At 70.1% G+C, this 17,725-nt stretch carries 19 protein-coding genes and 1 riboswitch; of the genes, 9 read left to right on the forward strand and 10 right to left on the reverse strand.

What is annotated here, in order from left to right; genetic code table 11:
• The 3 genes from G6023_RS04320 to G6023_RS04330 all read right to left on the reverse strand — a co-directional run.
• Nucleotides 1–287: ATP-binding cassette domain-containing protein (locus G6023_RS04320; protein ID WP_182634181.1), on the reverse strand; the 287-nt coding region annotated here is incomplete at its 3' end.
• Nucleotides 284–1,270: a metal ABC transporter substrate-binding protein gene (locus tag G6023_RS04325; RefSeq protein ID WP_182634182.1), complete on the reverse strand. Its 987-nt coding sequence runs from the start codon at nucleotides 1,268–1,270 to the stop codon at nucleotides 284–286. The genes G6023_RS04325 and G6023_RS04320, both read right to left, overlap by 4 nt.
• Nucleotides 1,271–1,303: 33 nt before the next feature.
• Entirely contained in the window at nucleotides 1,304–1,777 is a 474-nt protein-coding gene (locus tag G6023_RS04330; RefSeq protein WP_120286204.1) for a tRNA (cytidine(34)-2'-O)-methyltransferase, read from the reverse strand.
• A 59-nt stretch (nucleotides 1,778–1,836) separates the two neighbouring features.
• Here G6023_RS04330 and G6023_RS04335 point away from each other — a divergent pair, with 59 nt between their 5' ends.
• Nucleotides 1,837–2,694, forward strand: a complete 858-nt coding sequence (locus G6023_RS04335) for a bifunctional methylenetetrahydrofolate dehydrogenase/methenyltetrahydrofolate cyclohydrolase (RefSeq protein WP_120286203.1) — start codon at nucleotides 1,837–1,839, stop codon at nucleotides 2,692–2,694.
• Between the two features lie 7 nt (nucleotides 2,695–2,701).
• Nucleotides 2,702–3,055 (forward strand): DUF3017 domain-containing protein, encoded by a 354-nt coding sequence (locus tag G6023_RS04340; protein WP_120286202.1) that lies wholly within the window; start codon nucleotides 2,702–2,704, stop codon nucleotides 3,053–3,055.
• A 10-nt stretch (nucleotides 3,056–3,065) separates the two neighbouring features.
• On the opposite strand, the gene G6023_RS04345 is transcribed toward G6023_RS04340, so the two are convergent.
• Genes G6023_RS04345 through G6023_RS04355 form a run of 3 tightly spaced genes read right to left on the reverse strand, consistent with a single transcriptional unit; the run spans nucleotide 3,066 to nucleotide 6,013 of the window.
• Nucleotides 3,066–3,503 carry a hypothetical protein gene (locus tag G6023_RS04345; RefSeq protein ID WP_120286201.1) on the reverse strand — a complete coding sequence of 146 codons (438 nt, stop codon included), beginning with the start codon at nucleotides 3,501–3,503 and terminating at the stop codon, nucleotides 3,066–3,068.
• The gene (gene metX / locus G6023_RS04350) at nucleotides 3,500–4,669 is read right to left on the reverse strand and encodes a homoserine O-acetyltransferase MetX (protein WP_132063529.1); all 1,170 of its coding nucleotides are present in this window, start codon (nucleotides 4,667–4,669) and stop codon (nucleotides 3,500–3,502) included. The genes G6023_RS04345 and metX overlap by 4 nt, the downstream gene beginning before the upstream one ends.
• Nucleotides 4,670–4,678: 9 nt before the next feature.
• On the reverse strand, nucleotides 4,679–6,013 hold the full coding sequence (locus tag G6023_RS04355) for an O-acetylhomoserine aminocarboxypropyltransferase/cysteine synthase family protein (RefSeq protein ID WP_182634183.1): 1,335 nt from the start codon (nucleotides 6,011–6,013) through the stop codon (nucleotides 4,679–4,681).
• 53 nt (nucleotides 6,014–6,066) lie between these two features.
• Nucleotides 6,067–6,182: riboswitch (SAM riboswitch) on the reverse strand.
• A gap of 156 nt (nucleotides 6,183–6,338) precedes the next feature.
• On the opposite strand from G6023_RS04355, the gene G6023_RS04360 reads away from it, so the two are divergent.
• The 6 genes from G6023_RS04360 (at nucleotide 6,339) to trpS (ending at nucleotide 12,449) form a co-directional block, all read left to right on the forward strand.
• Nucleotides 6,339–7,562 (forward strand): NADP-dependent isocitrate dehydrogenase, encoded by a 1,224-nt coding sequence (locus G6023_RS04360; RefSeq protein WP_182634184.1) that lies wholly within the window; start codon nucleotides 6,339–6,341, stop codon nucleotides 7,560–7,562.
• A 140-nt stretch (nucleotides 7,563–7,702) separates the two neighbouring features.
• The gene (locus G6023_RS04365; protein ID WP_067712517.1) at nucleotides 7,703–8,575 is read left to right on the forward strand and encodes a bile acid:sodium symporter family protein; all 873 of its coding nucleotides are present in this window, start codon (nucleotides 7,703–7,705) and stop codon (nucleotides 8,573–8,575) included.
• Between the two features lie 50 nt (nucleotides 8,576–8,625).
• Nucleotides 8,626–9,846, forward strand: coding sequence for an MFS transporter (locus tag G6023_RS04370; protein ID WP_472986420.1), 1,221 nt, complete (start codon nucleotides 8,626–8,628; stop codon nucleotides 9,844–9,846).
• A gap of 40 nt (nucleotides 9,847–9,886) precedes the next feature.
• Entirely contained in the window at nucleotides 9,887–10,732 is an 846-nt protein-coding gene (locus G6023_RS04375; protein WP_182634185.1) for an exodeoxyribonuclease III, read from the forward strand.
• 96 nt (nucleotides 10,733–10,828) lie between these two features.
• Nucleotides 10,829–11,302, forward strand: a complete 474-nt coding sequence (locus tag G6023_RS04380; RefSeq protein ID WP_182634186.1) for a PPOX class F420-dependent oxidoreductase — start codon at nucleotides 10,829–10,831, stop codon at nucleotides 11,300–11,302.
• A gap of 67 nt (nucleotides 11,303–11,369) precedes the next feature.
• The gene (gene trpS / locus G6023_RS04385) at nucleotides 11,370–12,449 is read left to right on the forward strand and encodes a tryptophan--tRNA ligase (RefSeq protein ID WP_241727680.1); all 1,080 of its coding nucleotides are present in this window, start codon (nucleotides 11,370–11,372) and stop codon (nucleotides 12,447–12,449) included.
• A 324-nt stretch (nucleotides 12,450–12,773) separates the two neighbouring features.
• Here trpS and G6023_RS04390 read toward each other — a convergent pair whose 3' ends face one another.
• From G6023_RS04390 to G6023_RS04405, 4 genes are all read right to left on the reverse strand, one after another.
• Nucleotides 12,774–13,832 (reverse strand): RNase H family protein, encoded by a 1,059-nt coding sequence (locus G6023_RS04390; protein ID WP_187699942.1) that lies wholly within the window; start codon nucleotides 13,830–13,832, stop codon nucleotides 12,774–12,776.
• Nucleotides 13,833–14,005: 173 nt separating this feature from the next.
• The gene (locus G6023_RS04395; protein WP_227022319.1) at nucleotides 14,006–14,275 is read right to left on the reverse strand and encodes a hypothetical protein; all 270 of its coding nucleotides are present in this window, start codon (nucleotides 14,273–14,275) and stop codon (nucleotides 14,006–14,008) included.
• A gap of 45 nt (nucleotides 14,276–14,320) precedes the next feature.
• Nucleotides 14,321–15,586, reverse strand: a complete 1,266-nt coding sequence (locus tag G6023_RS04400) for a fatty acid desaturase family protein (protein WP_182634187.1) — start codon at nucleotides 15,584–15,586, stop codon at nucleotides 14,321–14,323.
• A gap of 46 nt (nucleotides 15,587–15,632) precedes the next feature.
• Nucleotides 15,633–16,733: a flavin reductase family protein gene (locus G6023_RS04405; RefSeq protein WP_182634188.1), complete on the reverse strand. Its 1,101-nt coding sequence runs from the start codon at nucleotides 16,731–16,733 to the stop codon at nucleotides 15,633–15,635.
• A 247-nt stretch (nucleotides 16,734–16,980) separates the two neighbouring features.
• On the opposite strand from G6023_RS04405, the gene G6023_RS04410 reads away from it, so the two are divergent.
• Nucleotides 16,981–17,589, forward strand: coding sequence for a TetR/AcrR family transcriptional regulator (locus G6023_RS04410; RefSeq protein ID WP_187699943.1), 609 nt, complete (start codon nucleotides 16,981–16,983; stop codon nucleotides 17,587–17,589).
• Nucleotides 17,590–17,725 lie beyond the last annotated feature (136 nt).

The following is a 17,725-nucleotide window of genomic DNA, read 5'->3' on the forward strand; positions in this document are numbered from 1 at the left end:
TCGGCCTGGGGGACCGCCGCCACCCGGCCGCTGCGCAGGGCGCGCCGGACGGACGACCCGAGGACGCGGGCCGTCCCGGCGGACGGGGTCACCAGGCCGAGCATCGCCTGCAGGAGGGTGGACTTGCCGGAGCCGTTCGGTCCGAGCAGGACCGTGATCTCGCCGCTCGGAACCGAGAGGGAGACCGAGTCGAGGGCGCGGACCTGGCCACGATCCACGGTGAGGTCGGTGACGACGACGGGGGGTGGCCCGGTGAACGGCGAGTACGGCAGTGGTCGGTCTGTCATGGCGTCAGCTCCCGGGAGATGATCTCGAGGTCGTGGTCGAGCAGGTCCAGATAGGTGGGGACCGGTCCGGTCGGGCCGGAGAGCGAGTCGACGTACAGCAGGCCGGCCAGGCGACTGCCGGTCTCGTCCGCGACCTGCTGCATGGCGGCGTCCGACACCGTCGACTCGCAGAACACGGCGCCGATCTCGCGCTCGCGGATCTCGTCGATCAGGGCCGTGATCTGGCGGGGCAGTCCCTGGTTCTCGCTGTTGACCGGCCACAGGTACAGCTCCTCGAGGCCCAGGTCGCGGGCGAGGTAGGAGAACGCACCCTCGCAGGTGACCAGTACGCGCTGGTCCTCCGGGACGGACTGCACGGCCGCGCGGGCCCGGTCCGTCATGTCCTCCAGTTCCCGGATGTAGTCCCCGGCCCGGGCGGTGTACGAGCGCTCGCCGTCCGGGTCGAGGTCGGAGAGCGAGGCGGCGATCGTGCGGATGTACTCGGCCCCCTCGAGCGGCGACATCCAGGCGTGCGGATTGGGCCGGCCGGTGTAGTTGCCCGCCCGGACGGGCAGGGGATCGACCCCGTCGGAGGCGACCACGTGGCGCGCGTCGGTGCCGTCGATGAAGCGCAGCAGCCAGTCGTCCATCCCGAGACCGTTGCTCACCACCAGATCCGCGCCCTCGACCCGCTTGAGGTCCTCGACGGACGGCTCGTACTGGTGCACGTCGGCGCCCGGGGTGGTGACGGACTCCACCTGCACCCGGTCCCCGCCCACCCGGCGGACCATGTCGGCCAGGACCGTGAACGTCGTGGCCACCACCACCCGGTCACCGGTGTCGGCGAACCGCGGTCGGTCGTCCACGTCGGCCGCACCTGTGGGGCCGACCGCGCACGCCGAGATCGCCGTGATGCAGGCGGTGACCGCGGCGGCGGCGACCGCCACGGCGGACGGGCGGACACCACGAAACTTACGGGCACCGCCCGGACGGAATTTCGGCATGCCGAAATTCTAAGTCATGTGGGCGGAAAGGTGCTAGCTGCCGGCGTAACCGTGCTGGCGCCAGGCCTCGTAGACGGCCACCGCGGCCGCGTTGGACAGGTTCATCGACCGGCGTCCCGGCAGCATGGGGATGCGCACAGTCGCCGTGACCCGATCGTCGGACAGCACCTCCTCGGACAGGCCCGTGGGCTCGGGCCCGAAGAGCAGGACGTCGCCGGGGGAGAACCGCACCTCCGGGAGCGCCAGGTCCGCCCTCGCGCTGAAGGCCCAGACCCGCGCGGGCAGGAGGCTCGCGTACGCGGCCTCGAGATCCTCGTGCACCTCCACGTGGGCGAGGTCGTGGTAGTCCAGCCCCGCACGCCGCAGCTGCGGGGCGGAGAGGTCGAAGCCGAGCGGGCCGGCGAGATGCAGCTCGCAACCCGCCCCCGCCGCCATCCGGATCGCGTTGCCCGTATTGGGCGGAATGCACGGACGATCGAACAACACACGCACACCCACACCGGTCATGGGGCCATTCTCGCAGCGCCGTGCCGACGGACCCGCCGGGGAGTGGGATACTGGTCCGCGTGACCGCGATCAAGCTGGACGGAAAGCTCACCCGCGACGAGATCGTCGCCGACCTCACCGCACGCGTGACCGCGTTGCGGGACAAGGGCATCACCCCGGGACTGGGCACCGTCCTGGTCGGGGACGACCCCGGTAGCCACTCCTACGTGAAGATGAAGCACCGCGACTGCGAGCAGGTCGGCATCGCCTCTATCCGGCGTGACCTGCCCGCGGACACCACCCAGGCCGAGCTCGAGGCCGTGATCGACGAACTCAACGCCGATCCCGCGTGCACCGGCTACATCGTGCAGCTGCCGCTACCGAAGCACCTGGACGAGAACGCGATCCTCGAGCGGATCGATCCGGACAAGGACGCCGACGGCCTGCACCCGGTGAACCTGGGCAAGCTCGTGCTGAACGAACCCGCGCCACTGCCGTGTACCCCCAACGGCAGCATCCACCTGCTGCGTCGGTTCGGGGTGGGGCTCGACGGCGCGCACGTCGTGGTGATCGGGCGCGGCGTCACCGTGGGCCGTCCGATCGGGCTCATGCTGACCCGGCGCAGTGAGAACGCCACTGTCACCCTCTGTCACACCGGGACACGCGACCTGGCGGCCGAGACGCGGCGGGCCGACGTGATCGTGGCCGCTGCGGGCGTCGCCCACATGGTGACCGCCGACATGGTGAAGCCCGGAGCCGCGGTGCTGGACGTCGGCGTGTCACGGTTGGACGGCAAGCTCGCCGGGGACGTGCACCCGGACGTGTGGGAGGTCGCGGGGGCGGTCTCGCCCAACCCGGGCGGCGTGGGCCCGCTGACGAGGGCGTTCCTGCTGAGCAACGTGGTCGAGCGCTGCGAGCGGCTCGACTCGGGCGACTAGGCCCCCGATGACCCACCCGGCTCCCGACCGGCCCCGTGACGGGGCGACCGACGCGAGGCCGCGCCGTACGCGGCCCGCGCGTCTGACGTGGGCGCAGGTGCGGGCGCAGTGGCCACTCGCGCTCGTGCTGGCGGGGGTGATGGTCGCGCTGGGGTTCGTGATCCTGGAGCGGTGGCGACGCGGCGCGTTCCTGCTGGGCGTGGTCGCGCTGGCCGCGGCGGTCCTACGGGCGGCGGTGCCTGATGAGCGGGCGCGGTTGCTCGGGGTCCGGGGACGGACCTTCGACGTCGCCTTCTACACCGGGCTCGCCGTCGTCATCCTGTGGCTGGCGACATCGGTCGACTCGCTCGGCACCGGGTAGCGGAGCCGGGTCACCGGAGCCGAAGCGGTACCCCGTCGCGGACGTGGTCGCGTACCCCTGGCGAGACGAGGAGAAACCCCATCGCCGTCAGGGCGAGCAGCGACAGGACCGTGCCGACGACGGAGATGAAGGTGACGCTGTCCACCACCATCCGCGCCAGCGAACTGAGAGCGAGCAGGGCCACGGCCGCCCCGATCACCACGCGAGCGGCGCGGTGGGCGCGCCACAACAGGACGGCCCCCACGACGAGCACGAGTCCCAGGACGAACGCAGAGGCGGCGGAGGCGATGGCCGGGCCGAAGCCCGTCGTGTCGTGACCGCCGGAGGCGGTCGCGGTGAGTCCCAGCAGGGTGGCGAACCCGATCGCCATCCCGATGACGCCGAAACCCGCCGCGAGGCCGGCCAGCCCCATCACGGCCGGGCGGGGGGTGTGGTCGTGGTCGTTCACGCATGACCTCGCGTCCGGTCGGAGGTGCCCTGCTCGGCCAGTTCGAGAGTGCGCTCGAGCATCGGTCCCACCACGTGGTCCTCCGTGAGGAAGCCGTCGTGGCCGGCGGGACTCTCGATGACCACGAGAGGGTCCGCACCGGGGAGCAGGTCGGCCAGTTCGTGCTGTTGCCGTAGCGGGTACAGACGATCGGTGGTCACGCCGCCGATCACGCACGGGACCGGGCAGGTGCGCAGTGCCTCCTCGACGCCGCCCCGGTCCAACCCGACGTCATGACGGTTGAGGGCGTCGGTGAGCAGGACGTACGTGCAGGCGTCGAAGCGGGAGACCAGCTTGCCGGCCTGGTGATCGAGATAGGACTGCACGGCGAAGCGGCCCGACATGGACAGGTCCTCGCCCCGGGGGTCCTCACCGGGTTGGGGCCGGTTGGCGAAGCGCTCGTCGAGTTCGACCTCGCCCCGGTAGGACAGGTGCGCGATGCGTCGCGCGATTCCCAGGCCGGTGACCGGGGTGCGGCCGGTGCCGTGGTATCCGCCCTGCTGCCAGTGCGGGTCCGAGGTCACGGCCATGATCTGAGCCGTCTGGATGCCGATCTGGTCGGCGGAGGCGCGGGCGCCGACGGCCAGGACGCACGCCGCACGGACGCGGTCCGGGTACGTGACCATCCACTCCAGCGTCCGGGCGCCGCCCATGGAGCCGCCGATCACCGCCGCCCAGCGGCCGATCCCCAGCAGGTCCGCCAGCAACCGCTCGGACTCGACCATGTCGCGCACCGAGACGGCCGGGAACCGCGCGCCCCAGTAGTGGCCGTCGGGGTGGAGCGAGCTCGGCCCCGTCGACCCCCGGCAGCCCCCCAGGACGTTCACGGACAACACGCAGTAGCGGTCGGTGTCCAGCGGGAGTCCGGGCCCGACGAGCCCGTTCCACCACCCCGGGGTGGGGTGCAGGGAGTCGACCGGCCCCACGACGTGCGAGTCACCGGTGAGTGCGTGTTCGACCAGCACGACGTTGGACCGGTCGTCCGCGATCCGCCCCCACCGCTGGACCGCGAGGGTCACCCCCGGGAGGACGACACCGGTGACCAGCGTGATGTCGCCGAGAGCGACGTGGCCGAGGGTGCCGTCGCCCGGGGGCAGCAGCGCGAGCGGATCGGAAGAGCGGACCATGGGGGCGGGTCAGGAGATCGCGGCGAAACCGAGCTCGAGGTCGCCGATGAGGTCATCGGCGGACTCGATGCCCACCGACAGGCGGACGGTCGCGAGGGTGATCCCGGCGATCGCGTTGGCCTCGGGGGTGCCCTGCGAGTGGGTGGTGGTCGCGGGGTGGCACACGAGTGACCGCACGTCACCGATGTTGACCAGGCACGAGTGCAGCTTGAGGGCGTCGATGAACGCCCAGGCACGGGCCTTGACATCGTCGTCGGACGTGCCCTCCGGCACGGCCAGGTCGAACGTGACGATCGCGCCGGCGCCCTTGGGGGCCAGCTTCTTCTGGAGCTCGTGGTAGGGCGAGGATGCCAGGCCCGCGTACTGGACCTTGGCCACGTCGGAACGGGCCTCGAGCCACTCGGCGATCCGCTGCGCGTTGGACACGTGGCGCTCGATCCGCAGGCTCAGGGTGTCGATGCCCTGGGCGAGGGTCCACGCGTTGAACGGGGACGCGGCCGCACCGGTGTCCCGCAGGAGGGTGACGCGGGCCTTGAGCGCGAGCGCGGGCGCGCCGAGGTCGGCGTAGACGAGGCCGTGGTAGGCCGGGTCCGGGGTGGTGAAGGACGGGAAGACGTCCTGGCCGTCGCGCTGCACACGCCAGTCGAACTTGCCGCCGTCCACGAGCACTCCACCCAGGGACGAGCCGTGGCCACCGAGGTACTTGGTCGCCGAGGCCACCACGACGTCGGCTCCCAGCTCGAGCGGACGGATGAGGTAGGGGGTGGCCACGGTGTTGTCGATGACGAGCGGAACCTGGTTGCGGTGCGCGACCTCGGCGATGGCCGGGATGTCGAGGATGTCGTTGAGCGGGTTCGAGATGGACTCCGCGAAGAACAGCTTGGTGTTGGGGCGCACCGCCGCCTGCCACGAGGCGGGGTCGTCCGGGTTCTCGACGAAAGTGGTCTCGATGCCGTACTTGGGCAGGGTGTGCCGCAGCAGGGTGTCCGTGCCGCCGTAGAGGCGCGGGGAGGACACGACGTGGCCGCCGGACTGGGCGATCGCCTGCACGACGGCGGTCTCGGCCGCCTGTCCCGACGCGAACAGCAGACCCGCGACGCCGCCCTCTAGCGAGGCGATGCGATCCTCGACCGCTGCCACGGTGGGGTTGGTGATGCGGGTGTAGATGGGGCCCATCTCCGCCAGCGCGAAACGGTCGGCCGCCTGCTTGGCATCGGCGAACACGTACGAGGTGGTCTGGTAGATCGGCAGATTCCGGGCTCCGGTGTCGGAGTCGACGGGCTGCCCGGCGTGGATCTGACGCGTCTCGAAGGCCCAGTCCGTATTGCTGTTGTCGTAGGTCATAGGGGCGGAGCCCCTCCTCTCATCGAAAAGGGTCCGCCCGCTTGACGACAGCGGACCCGCGCTTGCCCGTCACCCGGTCGGGTGGTGGCCAGGTCGTCTCCCGGGGCACCCCACCGCGGTGGAGGGTTGCCGTCCAGCGAGCCGGGGCTTTCCGCTGGAACTCATGACCTGGGGTCAGGCTAGCCTAAGCCGCTCGACGGAGGCAACGAGGGGTTACCCGTCGCAGCGGCGGCTCCGGACCGTGCCGAGCAGTAAAGTGAGACCTACGTCACGTAAGGACCGACAGCGTCGGCCCCACAAGGGCCGGGCGGGGAAAGAGGATCCGATGTCGAAGATCAAGGTCGACGGGACCGTCGTGGAACTCGACGGCGACGAGATGACCCGCATCATCTGGAAGTTCATCAAGGACGAGCTGATCCACCCCTACCTCGACGTGGATCTCGAGTACTACGACCTCGGCATCACCAGCCGTGACGCGACGGACGACCAGATCACCGTCGACGCGGCCAACGCCATCGCCAAGCACGGCGTCGGCGTCAAGTGCGCGACCATCACGCCCGACGAGGCCCGCGTCGAGGAGTTCGGGCTCAAGCGGATGTACCTCTCACCCAACGGGACCATCAGGAACATCCTCGGCGGGACGATCTTCCGCGCGCCGATCATCATCTCCAACGTCCCGCGACTGGTCCCCGGCTGGACCAAACCGATCATCGTCGGCCGTCATGCCTTCGGAGACCAGTACAAGGCGACCGACTTCAAGGCCCCCGGCCCGGGAAAGGTCACCATCACCTTCACGCCGGCCGACGGGTCCGAGCCGATCGAACACGAGATCGTGAACCTGCCCGAAGAGGGCGGAGTGGTGATGGGTATGTACAACTTCACCAAGTCCATCGAGGACTTCGCGCGCGCCTCGTTCAACTACGGTCTGGACCGCGGCTACCCGGTGTACCTGTCCACCAAGAACACGATCCTGAAAGCCTACGACGGCGCGTTCAAGGACATCTTCCAGGACGTGTTCGACCGCGAGTTCAAGGACGAGTTCGACAAGGTCGGCCTGACCTACGAACACCGCCTCATCGACGACATGGTGGCCTCCGCGCTCAAATGGGAGGGCGGTTATGTCTGGGCATGCAAGAACTACGACGGCGACGTGCAGTCCGACACCGTGGCACAAGGCTTCGGCTCTCTCGGCCTGATGACCTCGGTCCTGCTCACCCCGGACGGGAAGACCTGCGAGGCGGAGGCCGCCCACGGCACCGTCACGCGGCATTTCCGGCAGCACCAGGAGGGCAAGGCGACCTCCACCAACCCGATAGCCTCGATCTTCGCGTGGACCCGGGGTCTCGAGCACCGCGGCAAGCTCGACGGCACCCCGGAGGTCATCGAGTTCGCCCACCAACTCGAGGACGTGGTCATCAAGACCGTCGAGGAGGGGCAGATGACCAAGGACCTCGCGCTGCTCGTCGGCGATGGCCAGGAACACCTCACGACGGAGGAGTTCCTCGCGGCGCTGGATGAGAATCTCAAGCGCACCCGGGCAGAGGCCTGATCCCGCGCGCCCACCGTTCGGCGACGACCCCGCGCCCGCCGGTGTGGGGTCGCGGCGGCGCCCGATCGGTTACCGTAGTCGGACAGTGGTCCACGTCACAGGCGTGGCCAGCCGTTCCGTCGTGAGCCCAGGAGACGTCCGTGGATCAGAGCCCCTTGGTCGATATCGGCCTGCCGATCGCCCTGGCCATCATCATGGTCGGCATCGGGTTGAGTCTGACCAGGGAGGACTTCGCGGTCCAGGCCAGATCGCCCAGGGCCACGATCGTCGGACTGTTCGGCCAACTGGTCCTGGTTCCGCTGGTCGGTGTCGGTGTGGCCCTGCTCTTCGGCCTCACGCCGATGCTGGCGCTCGGGGTGGTGCTCGTGGCCGCGACGCCGGGCGGGGCGACGTCGAACCTCATCACTTATCTCTCCCGCGGCAACGTCGCCCTCTCGGTCATCCTCACCGCCCTCACCTCCGTCGCCGTCATCCTCACCCTGCCGATGTGGTTCGGCATCGGCGCGCGCCTCATCCCCGGAGCCGCGGACGAGGAGGTGACCGTCCCTCTCGGCCAGACCTTCGGACTCCTGCTGGGCGTCATCCTCATCCCGGTCGCGATCGGGATGATCCTCCGTGCCAGGAGGCCCGCGCTCGCCTCCCGCATCGAGCGCTACGTCGGGATCGTGGGCCTCGTCGTGCTGGTCCTGCTCATCGTGGGGATCGTCCTCGGCGAACGGGACCGGATCGTCGACCTCGTCGTGACCGTCGGCCCCGCCGTGATCGTCCTCAACCTCGCACTGATCGTTCTCGGCGGCCTCCTGGCATGGGTGAGCAGGCTGAGGCGGGCGGAGCAGATCGCGATCGCCGTGGAGTTCGGCATCAAGAACACCACCCTGACGCTGTTGATCGCCTTCACCGTGATCGGTGACGAGGAGGTCGGGCTCGCGGCCGCCGTCTACAGCATCGTCATGTACGTCACGGCGTTCGCGCTGGTCTACGGTGGCCGACGCCTCATGCGCACCGCCCCCTGATCGGGCTGACGTGGCAGGCCCGGCCGGGGTGGTGGGCGTAGCCTTCGTCGGTGACCACGAGCCCCGCAGCCGCCCCGGCGCCGGACACCGAGCCCGCCGCACCCACCCCTCGCCGTGTGGCGCTGGCGATCCTCGCGCTCGCGCTGGGCGGGTTCGGCATCGGCGTCACCGAGTTCGCGGCGATGGGACTGCTGCGGTCGATCGCCGAGGGCTTCGGGCTCACCGAACCACAGGCCGGCACCGTCATCAGCGCCTACGCGCTCGGCGTGGTCGTGGGTGCCCCGCTGCTGACCGTGTGGACCTCACGGTGGCGGCGCCGCACCCTCCTGCTGGTCCTCATGGCGATGTTCACCGCGGGCAACGTCGCGGCGGCCTTCGCCCCGACCGCCGAGATCCTGGTGGCGGCCCGGTTCGTCGCCGGAATCCCGCACGGGGCGTACTTCGGGGTCGCCTCCCTGGTGGCGGCCTCCCTCGCGGGTCCCGGACGGCAGGCGCGGGCGGTGTCCCAGGTGCTGCTCGGACTGTCGGTCGCGAACGTGATCGGTGTCCCGGCGGCGACCTGGCTCGGGGAGACGATCGGGTGGCAGTCCGCCTTCCTCGCGGTCGGGGTGATCGGCGCGCTGACCGTGGCGGCCATCTTCGTCGTCGTCCCCGAACCCACGGGGACGGTGGTCGTCAGGGCGCGCGAGGAGCTCGCCGCGTTGGCGAGGCCACAGATCCTGGCGACGCTCGCCGTGGGGTCCGTCGGGTTCGGCGGCATGTTCGCCGTCTACACCTACATCCAGTGGACGATGGTCGACGTCGCCGGGATCGATCCCGGATGGATGCCCGCGGTGCTCGCCGTCTACGGACTCGGCATGGTGGCCGGCAACCTGCTCGGCGGTGTGGTTGCGGACCGGGACCTCGACCGCGGGCTGGTCGCGATCGCCGCGGTGATGACCGTGGTGCTGGCGCTGTTCGCCGTCGCCGCGCACCATCCCGTCACGGCGCTGGTGGGTCTGTTCCTGGTGGGCACGACCGGATCCGCGTTGGTGCCGGGGCTGCAGTCCCGACTGATGACCTACGCGGGCAGGGGACAGACGCTCGCCGCCTCGCTCAACCACTCGGCCCTCAACGCCGCCAACGCGCTGGGCGCGTGGCTCGGCGGGGCCGTGATCGCGCTGGGCTTCGGCTACACGTCCCCGGCGCTCGCCGGGGCGGCCCTGGCGGCGGCGGGTCTCGCGATCCTGGTGGGCGCGGTCTGGGCGGCGCGGCGGACGGCGACGGGGTAGCCGAACCGTCACGTTCCCGGCGATCGGTAGCCTGTGGGCCGTGAGCCTCACCGTGAGCACCGTCAACGTCAACGGGATCCGCGCCGCCGTCAAGCAGCGGTCGGAGACCAACCTCGGATTCCTGCCCTGGCTGGAGGGCAGCGGGGCGGACGTCGTCGCCCTCCAGGAGGTGCGCGCCGACTCCGACCAGACCCGTAAGGCGCTCGCGCCCGCCCTCGACGCCGGGTGGCATCTGGTGGGCGCTCCGTCCTCGCTCAAGGGTCGAGCCGGTGTGGCGATCCTGTCCCGCGCCGAGCCGACCGACGTGCGCGTCGGGCACGGCGATGACGAGTTCGAGGAGGCCGGCCGCTACATCGAGGCCGTCTACCCCGGGGCTGTCGACGGTGAGACCGTCACCGTCGCCAGCCTCTACCTGCCCTCGGGGTCTGCCGACACCCCCAAGCAGGACGAGAAGGACCGGTTCCTGGGGACCTTCCGCGAGTACCTCGCCGAGCGGGCCGGGCATCTGAAGACCCGTGAGGGTCACGAGATGGTCATCTGTGGCGATTGGAACATCGCCCACCGTGAGGCCGACCTGAAGAATCACAAGGGCAACCACAAGAGCTCCGGTTTCCTGCCGCACGAGCGGGAGTGGATGACCGACGTCTTCGCCGACGGCAGCGGCTGGACCGACATCGTGCGGTATCGCCGCCCCGACCAGATCGGCCCGTACTCGTGGTGGAGCCAGCGTGGCAAGGCCTTCGACAACGACGCGGGCTGGCGGATCGACTACCACGTGGTGTCCGACGGACTGGTCGACCGGGCGGTGTCTGATCGAGTGGACCGGGCGAGCGCGTACGACATGCGGTGGTCCGACCACGCGCCGGTCACCGTCGTCTACGAGTAGGTACGAGAAGAGTGGCGACGACGACGAGGGCGGCTTCCGAGATCAGGCCTGCTGTCGCGGATGCCGCGCGGGCGACGGGTCCGTAACCTCGGCGCCATGCCGAAGTATGCCACCGCCGAACGTCCCGATCGAGCCGGCCTCGACGATTTCGTCCGCCCCCGGCACCGCGCCGTCCTCATCACCCGTCGGTCGTCCGGCGGGCTGCAGACCTCGCCGGTGACCTGCGGTGTCGACTCCGAGGGCAGGCTCGTCGTGGCCACCTATCCGCAGCGGTCGAAGGTGGCCAACATCCGCCGCGACCCGGCCGTGAGCGTGTGCGTACTGTCCGACGACTTCAACGGCCCGTACGTCCACCTCGATGGCACCGCGGAGATCGTCGACCTGCCCGAGGCGGTGGAGCCGCTGGTGGAGTACTTCCGCAGCATCGCCGGGGAGCACGACGACTGGGACGAGTACCGGGCGGCGATGGTGCGGCAGGGCAAGTGCCTCATCCGGGTGGCCATCGATGACTGGGGCCCGATAGCCACGGGTGGCTTCCCGCCGGAGATGGCGCCGCCCGCCGACCGCTGACAGTGCGGCAACCCCCCGCGCGAGGGCGTGGGCGGTGGGTTGTCGGGGACGTGGGAAGATGAACGCCATGTCTGAGCAGTCCTCCTCCGCAGCTCCCACGCCCGCAGAGCCGACCGGGTCGCAGGCGCCCGCGAAGCGCCAGCGCGTCCTGTCCGGCATTCAGCCGACCGCCGACTCGTACCACCTCGGCAACTACCTGGGCGCGGTGCGGCAGTGGGTCGAGCTGCAGGACGACTACGACGCGTACTACTTCATCCCCGACCTGCATGCGATCACCGTCAAGCAGGACCCCAAGGAGCTGCGCGAGCGTGTCTTCCGCGGTTGTGCGCAGCTGCTCGCGCTGGGGGTGGACCCCGCCCGGTCGGTGCTGTTCGTGCAGTCGCACGTCCCCGAACACGCCGAGCTGGCCTGGGTGCTGGGGTGCATCACCGGGTATGGCGAGGCCGCCCGGATGACGCAGTTCAAGGACAAGGCCGCCAAGCAGGGCACCGACGGCACGACGGTGGGTCTGTTCACCTACCCGGTGCTCATGGCCGCCGACATCCTGCTCTACCGCCCGCACCTGGTGCCGGTGGGCGAGGACCAGCGCCAGCACCTCGAGCTGACCCGCGACCTGGCGATGCGCTTCAATTCCCGCTACAAGAAGACGTTCGTGGTGCCGGAGGGCAAGATCCTCGAGGGTTCGGCCAAGATCTACGACCTGCAGGAGCCCACCGCCAAGATGAGCAAGTCCGGCGAGAACCCCAAGGGCGTCGTCAACCTGCTCGACGATCCCAAGGTTTCCGCCAAGCGCATCCGGAGCGCGGTCACCGACTCCGACGGGAACATCCGCTACGACCGCGAGATGAAGCCCGGCGTGTCCAACCTGCTGGCCATCCAGTCCGCCTTCACCGGGCGCGCGATCGCCGACATCGTCGCCGACTACCAGACCGCCGGAGCAGGCTACGGCGCGCTGAAGACAGACACGGCCGACGCCCTCGAGGCGTTCGTGACGCCGCTGCGTGGCCGGTTCGACGAGTACATGTCCGACCGTGCCGAGCTCGAACGGATCCTCGCCGACGGCGCGGACCGTGCCCGCGCGGTGGCCAGCCCGGTCCTCTCGCAGGTGTACCAGGCAGTCGGCTTCACCGCGCCCCGCCGTGGCTGACCAGTGATGATAGGCCCAAGAACTACTAGTCAGGTGTAGTAACTCTAGCGGCGGTCGAGTTCACGACGTTCATCGTCGACTGAAATGTCGACGTCACACTACGTCCTTAAAGTCGGACCCAGCTCATCGGAGACGAAGCTCCGACGAGCGGTCGTATCCCGTCACCTGACAAGGAGTCCACAATGGGTCTAGTTGCCGGTCTCATCGGAATCGTCGGCGATCTCCTTCACCTGCTTCTCGGTGGCCTGTAGGCGCCCGCCGGCGCCGGGGAATGGTGCCCCTCACCGGACGCGGTGAGGGGCACCTTCTCGTGCGGGACGGGGCTCAGGCCTCCGGCGTCCCCTGCTGGAACGTCTGACGCCACGACCCGCCGGAGTGGACCCAGACCGAACTGCGCAGCGTGGAACCGTCGCCCGACCGCTCCCGCCACACGAGCAGGATCGACTGCGCACCGACCCGGCGGGCCTCGATGAGATCCATCGTGCGTTCAGCCGTCGACCGACCGGATGATCCGGCGGCGGCGAGCCTGTCCGCGCGGGACCACACCTCGCCCCGGGCGCACACGTGGCTCCACGAGGGATCCAGCAACTCCTCCAGCCGGTCGCGGTCACCCCGGACCGCCTCCGTGAGCAGCGACCGCTCGAGATCCACGACCAGGTCCAGGTCCGTCCGGTCCGGCGCCTCGTCGGCGTCGTCGGCCAGGGAGAACAGATCGGGCTCGGCGGCGGAGGATGCCCTCGTCGTCGTCGCCTTCGTCGTCGTTTCCCTCGCCTTGCCCCCGCCTGCCGGGGCGGACGCCGGCACCGACGCGGACTCCGACCGCCGAACGGTGCCACCCGCCGCTGGGGGAGCGGCCGGGTCGTCGCCGGCGCCGACGGCCTGCGCGCCCGGATAACCCGGGCCGGCCTCCGGCTCCTTCTTGGCGGCATGCGCTTTTGCGGCGCCGTTGGCGAGGACGTCGGCCTTCTCGTTGAGCTCGTGGCCGGCGTGGCCCTTGACCCACTCGAACGTGACCTTGCGGCCCTGCATGGCCTCGTCGAGGGCCTTCATCACCTCGACGTTGAGCACGGGCTTGCCGTCGGACTTCTTCCAGCCCTTGCGCTTCCAGCTCGCCATCCACTTAGTGATGGAGTTGATGACGTACTGCGAGTCGCACAGGATGTGAAGTGGCTCCGGGGAGTGCGCTGTCTGACGCAAAAGGTCCAGGACAGCGGTGAGCTCGCCCTGGTTATTGGTGCCGCGCTTCCAGCCGCCGCAGCGCCACGTCGAGTCGTCGATGTACCAGGCCCAGCCGGCGGGGCCGGGATTTCCGAGGGCGGAGCCGTCCGCTGCGGCGATGATCGTCACGGTCGACGATCCTGCCACCGTGGCGGACGCGACCATTCACCGGCTCCCCGAGGCTGAGCCTCAATCCAAGATCCACCGATCAAATTACGATCCACCTACGGAATTCCCTAGGTGGATCGCAATTCGATAGGTGGATTGCCTGGCGCGGTGGAGTTGGGCGGCGTCTCGGCGTCCCGGCGACCGGGGGCCACCGAGCCCCGTCGCGCGTGTCAGCCCTGGAGGTCGCCGTCCTCGATGTCGTCGAGGTCGATCGGCCAGGTGTCCTTCTCCGCGCCGGATCGCCCCCCGCGCTGCTGTTCCTCGCGACGGGAGATTCTGGCAGCCTCGCGCATTTCGATGCCCTCGGTGACGAAGTCGCCGACCTCCTTGGCGATCGAGCCGATCGCGTCCGTGATGATGACGGCGATACGTCCCACCAGCGACGCGCCCGCCTGGACACCTGCCTGGACCTGGTCCTTGTTGCGTTCGAAGTCGCTCATGGACCGCTCCCTTCGTCGGTGATGCCCTTAGACGGTACCCGCGGCTCAGGCGGCGACGGGAGTCTTCCTGCGCTCGATGATCACCGCCGGCGTGTCCGCCGCGGTGGGAGGCAGGGGCAGGGCGAGGCGGAACATCTTGACCCACACCGAGCCGACCTGCTTCCACAGCGGCCCGGTGTTGTATGGCAGCCCGTGCTCCTCACAGATCCGGCGCACCTCGACCGCGATCTCCGGGTACCGGTGCGCGGGCAGGTCCGGGAACAGGTGGTGCTCGATCTGGTGGGAGAGGTTGCCGGTGGCGAGGTGCATCAGCGGGCTGCCGGAGATGTTGGCCGACCCCAGCATCTGCCGGACGTACCACTCGCCGCGCGTCTCCTCGGCCGTCTCCTCCTGCGTGAAAACCTGCGCGCCGGACGGGAAGTGGCCGCAGAAGATCACCGAGAACGCCCACACGTTTCGCACGAGGTTGGCGGTGAGATTGCCGGCGAACGTCAGCGGGAACAGGGGGCCGGTCAGCGCCGGGTGGACGATGTAGTCCTTCGCCACCTGGCCGCGCACCTTGCGCCACCAGCCGGCGACGAGGCCCTTGACATCGGACCACTTGCGCTTGCCCTTGAGCACGTTGTCGTACTCCAGGTCGTGGAGCATCACGCCCCACTCGAAGAGCATCATCAGCGCGAACGCGTACACGGGGTTGCCCAGACGCAGCGGGGTCCACTTCTGCTCGTACTCCATCCGCAGCAGGCCGTAACCGATGTCGCGGTCCAGGTCGAGGATGTTGGTGTACGTGTGGTGCATGTAGTTGTGCGAGTGCCGCCACTGGTCCGACGGGCACACGTTGTCCCACTCGAAGCTGGACGAGTGGAGCATGTCGTCGCGCATCCAGTCGTACTGGCCGTGCATGACGTTGTGGCCGATCTCCATGTTGTCGAGGATCTTGGACGCGCTCAGCGCGGCGACGCCGGCCAGCCAGGCCGGGGGCAGGAAGCCGAGGAACATCAGCCCGCGGCCGGCCAACTCCAGGCGGCGTTGGGTGCGCACCACCCGCAGGATGTAGTCGCGGTCGGCGGTGCCGAGGTCGGCCCTCACGCGGTCGCGGATGGCATCGAGTTCGCGGCCGATGATCTCGACCGACTCGGCCGACAGCACGATCGGCTCGGGGCCGGGGGTCTTCGCGGTCTTCGCGTCGGCGGACTTGTCGGCCGCCTTGCCGGCCGCCTTGCCGCTGGCCTTCGGCGGCTTCGCGGCCTTCGGCGCCTTCGGGGTGGTGGACTTCTTCGGGCGGAGGCCGGGCAGTTGCAGGAGGGTCATGATGGGGTCCTTCCGGGTCGTTCCGGGCGGGTGGTGGTGAAGGTGGTCAGAGCTCGATCTCGACGTCGCCCACGGGCGCGTTGACGCAGATCTGGACGTGGCAGTCGGGCGTGGAGTCGACCTCGCCGGTGCGCAGATCGCGGGTGGTGCCGGAGACGCGCACGGCCGTGCAGGTGTGGCAGATGCCCATCCGGCAGCCGTGCTGGGGGCTCAGGCCGGCGGCCTCGGCGCCCTCGAGCAGGGTGGTTCCCTCGCTCCGGGCGGTGATGCCGCTGCGCAGGTGGGTCACGGTGCCGCCGTCCCCGTCGGGCACCGGCCCGGTCGCGGAGGTGAAACGCTCACGCAGGACGCCGGAGAACCGCTCGGCACCGAGGACCTCCTCGAGGCCCCGGGCCAGCGGTTCGGGGCCGCAGAGGAACACCGCGGCGTCATCGTGCCAGGGGGCTGTCTCCTCGAGATGGTCGGCGGAGAGGTGGCCGGACAGGCCGCTGGGGGTCGTCCCCTCGGCGGTGGGGACCACCGTGACCGTCACCCCGGACCGGGCCAGCTCACGGAGCTGGTCCCGGAAGGGCACGTCCTCCACGCGGCGGGCGTAGTGCAGCCACGCCACGCGGCCCGGCGCCCCGTCGGCACAGTGGCCGTCTGAGGCGAGCGTCGAGGCGATCGCCAGCATCGGGGTGATGCCGCTGCCGCCGCTGACCAGCAGCACATCGGCGGGGCGGGCCTCGGGCAATGCCATCTCGCCGACCGGGTTACCCAGGAGAAGTCGCATCCCGGGCGCGGCCTCGTCCCAGAGATGGTTCGAGACCACGCCGTCGGGGTGCCTGCGAACGGCGATGGTCGCCAACCCGTCGCGGCGGGACGCCGGATCGACGGGGGAGTAGTGGCGGCGGTGGACGACGCCGTCCACCACGACCCCGATCTCTAGCGCGGCGCCGGGGGCGGGGCGGTCGACCCCGGCGGGCAACCGCAGGGTGAGGACCGTGACGTCGGGGACCGGCCGGTCGACTGTCACGACGGTCGCCCCGGTGGGGTCGTCGGACCAGTCCACGCCCAGGGAGCGGACGTAGTGTTCGACCGGATGGGGAGTGAGTAGGGTGCGCGTGACCCTGCGGGAGAAGAGTCTGCGGATGGGCGGGGCGGTCATGTGGACCTCCGTCGAGGATATGGGTCGGTGTGGTCGGACGCCGTCGGATGCGGTCGCTCCCCGGCGGTCGTCGCGCCTCGCACCGGGTCGGTGCCGTCGCGGTCGGGGTGCGCATCCGTCCGGTTCGACCACCGGACGTTTTTGAGTGTACAGCCGTTCTCTGAAATGGGAAGAGGGTCGATTTGTGGCCCGGCCCACACCCCGCGGACGGGTGGTTTCTGACGCGTCAGTCCAGGCTGTCGATAGGATGGCGAATGTGACGACGCCCAGGACACGTGCGGAACAGAAGCGGCACACCCGTGCACTCATCGTCGAGGCGGGCCGGAACGGGGTGGCCACGCGCGGCTTCACCGGGCTCGTCGTCCGCGAACTCGCGCGCGAGGTCGGCATCGTCCCCACCGCCTTCTACCGGCACTTCGAGTCCGTCGACGACCTCGCATCGGAACTCGCGTCCGGCGCGGCCGACGCCCTCGGGACGTTCATCGACGAGCTGATCTCCACCGCGACCGACGACCCCGCGACCGACTGGCCCCGCCTGGCCTCCGCCGCCGCCACCCGGGATCCGCAGACCTGGGCCATGCTCGCCCGCGGCCTGGTAGACACCGCGCATCCAGACCACCGGATCCTCGCGGCCGCCGTCGATTCCGCCCGCCGCCGGCTGGGGATCACCCTGGGTCGGCTCGAGACGCTCTCCGGAGCGGACGACACCTCCATCGACATCGCGGCCGACCTCGTCGTCGTCGTCCTCCTCCGCGCCCTCGTCGAGATGGCCGACGATTCCGACGCCCGCACCACGGTCGACGAGTGCGCCGTGCGTCTGCGGGTCATTCTCGCCGGCGCCGGCGCCGTCTCCTGACCGGCCGTTCCCCGGCCGTACGCGCCGACGCGGCGGCCGCTACGGACGTGGGGCCGGGCCCCGGGCTAGTTCCGTGACCGCAGTGTGAGGACCGCCCCGGCCACCACGACGAGTCCCGCCGCGCCCAGCGCCAGCC

The sequence above is a fragment of the Dietzia sp. DQ11-71 genome, assembly GCF_014144995.1.
Classification (GTDB): domain Bacteria; phylum Actinomycetota; class Actinomycetes; order Mycobacteriales; family Mycobacteriaceae; genus Dietzia; species Dietzia kunjamensis.